This is a genomic window from Pseudomonas batumici, assembly GCF_000820515.1.
Taxonomy (GTDB): Bacteria; Pseudomonadota; Gammaproteobacteria; order Pseudomonadales; family Pseudomonadaceae; genus Aquipseudomonas; species Aquipseudomonas batumici.
On record NZ_JXDG01000108.1, the window covers coordinates 1 to 2368 of the forward strand.

The 2368-nt window shown below is 52.5% G+C and carries 1 rRNA gene; it reads right to left on the minus strand.

The window, feature by feature from the left end:
* Positions 1-20: 20 nt before the first annotated feature.
* Positions 21-2368: ribosomal RNA gene (locus tag UCMB321_RS28445) — 23S ribosomal RNA — on the minus strand; the annotation flags it as partial.

Below are 2368 nucleotides of genomic sequence, written 5' to 3' on the forward strand. Positions count from 1 at the left end.
GCAAATTGCTTGGGTGTTATATGGTCAAGCCTCACGGGCAATTAGTATTGGTTAGCTCAACGCCTCACAGCGCTTACACACCCAACCTATCAACGTCGTAGTCTTCGACGGCCCTTCAGGGAACTCAAGGTTCCAGTGAGATCTCATCTTGAGGCAAGTTTCCCGCTTAGATGCTTTCAGCGGTTATCTTTTCCGAACATAGCTACCCGGCAATGCCACTGGCGTGACAACCGGAACACCAGAGGTTCGTCCACTCCGGTCCTCTCGTACTAGGAGCAGCCCCTCTCAAATCTCAAACGTCCACGGCAGATAGGGACCGAACTGTCTCACGACGTTCTAAACCCAGCTCGCGTACCACTTTAAATGGCGAACAGCCATACCCTTGGGACCGGCTTCAGCCCCAGGATGTGATGAGCCGACATCGAGGTGCCAAACACCGCCGTCGATATGAACTCTTGGGCGGTATCAGCCTGTTATCCCCGGAGTACCTTTTATCCGTTGAGCGATGGCCCTTCCATACAGAACCACCGGATCACTAAGACCTACTTTCGTACCTGCTCGACGTGTCTGTCTCGCAGTCAAGCGCGCTTTTGCCTTTATACTCTACGACCGATTTCCGACCGGTCTGAGCGCACCTTCGTACTCCTCCGTTACTCTTTAGGAGGAGACCGCCCCAGTCAAACTACCCACCATACACTGTCCTCGATCCGGATAACGGACCTGAGTTAGAACCTCAAAGTTGCCAGGGTGGTATTTCAAGGATGGCTCCACGCAGACTGGCGTCCACGCTTCAAAGCCTCCCACCTATCCTACACAAGCAAATTCAAAGTCCAGTGCAAAGCTATAGTAAAGGTTCACGGGGTCTTTCCGTCTAGCCGCGGATACACTGCATCTTCACAGCGATTTCAATTTCACTGAGTCTCGGGTGGAGACAGCGCCGCCATCGTTACGCCATTCGTGCAGGTCGGAACTTACCCGACAAGGAATTTCGCTACCTTAGGACCGTTATAGTTACGGCCGCCGTTTACCGGGGCTTCGATCAAGAGCTTCGCGTTAGCTAACCCCATCAATTAACCTTCCGGCACCGGGCAGGCGTCACACCCTATACGTCCACTTTCGTGTTTGCAGAGTGCTGTGTTTTTAATAAACAGTCGCAGCGGCCTGGTATCTTCGACCGGCATGGGCTTACGGAGCAAGTCCTTCACCCTCACCGGCGCACCTTCTCCCGAAGTTACGGTGCCATTTTGCCTAGTTCCTTCACCCGAGTTCTCTCAAGCGCCTTGGTATTCTCTACCCAACCACCTGTGTCGGTTTGGGGTACGGTTCCTGGTTACCTGAAGCTTAGAAGCTTTTCTTGGAAGCATGGCATCAACCACTTCGCGTCCTAAAGGACACTCGTCATCAGCTCTCGGCCTTAGACTCCCGGATTTACCTAAGAGTCCAGCCTACCACCTTAAACTTGGACAACCAACGCCAAGCTGGCCTAGCCTTCTCCGTCCCTCCATCGCAATAACCAGAAGTACAGGAATATTAACCTGTTTTCCATCGACTACGCTTTTCAGCCTCGCCTTAGGGACCGACTAACCCTGCGTCGATTAACGTTGCGCAGGAAACCTTGGTCTTTCGGCGTGGGTGTTTTTCACACCCATTGTCGTTACTCATGTCAGCATTCGCACTTCTGATACCTCCAGCAAGCTTCTCAACTCACCTTCACAGGCTTACAGAACGCTCCTCTACCGCATCACTTACGTGATACCCGTAGCTTCGGTGCATGGTTTGAGCCCCGTTACATCTTCCGCGCAGGCCGACTCGACTAGTGAGCTATTACGCTTTCTTTAAAGGGTGGCTGCTTCTAAGCCAACCTCCTAGCTGTCTAAGCCTTCCCACATCGTTTCCCACTTAACCATGACTTTGGGACCTTAGCTGACGGTCTGGGTTGTTTCCCTTTTCACGACGGACGTTAGCACCCGCCGTGTGTCTCCCATGCTCGGCACTTGTAGGTATTCGGAGTTTGCATCGGTTTGGTAAGTCGGGATGACCCCCTAGCCGAAACAGTGCTCTACCCCCTACAGTGATACATGAGGCGCTACCTAAATAGCTTTCGAGGAGAACCAGCTATCTCCGAGCTTGATTAGCCTTTCACTCCGATCCACAGGTCATCCGCTAACTTTTCAACGGTAGTCGGTTCGGTCCTCCAGTCAGTGTTACCTAACCTTCAACCTGCCCATGGATAGATCGCCCGGTTTCGGGTCTATACCCAGCGACTAAACGCCCTATTAAGACTCGCTTTCGCTACGCCTCCCCTATTCGGTTAAGCTCGCCACTGAATATAAGTCGCTGACCCATTATACAAAAGGTACGCAGTCAC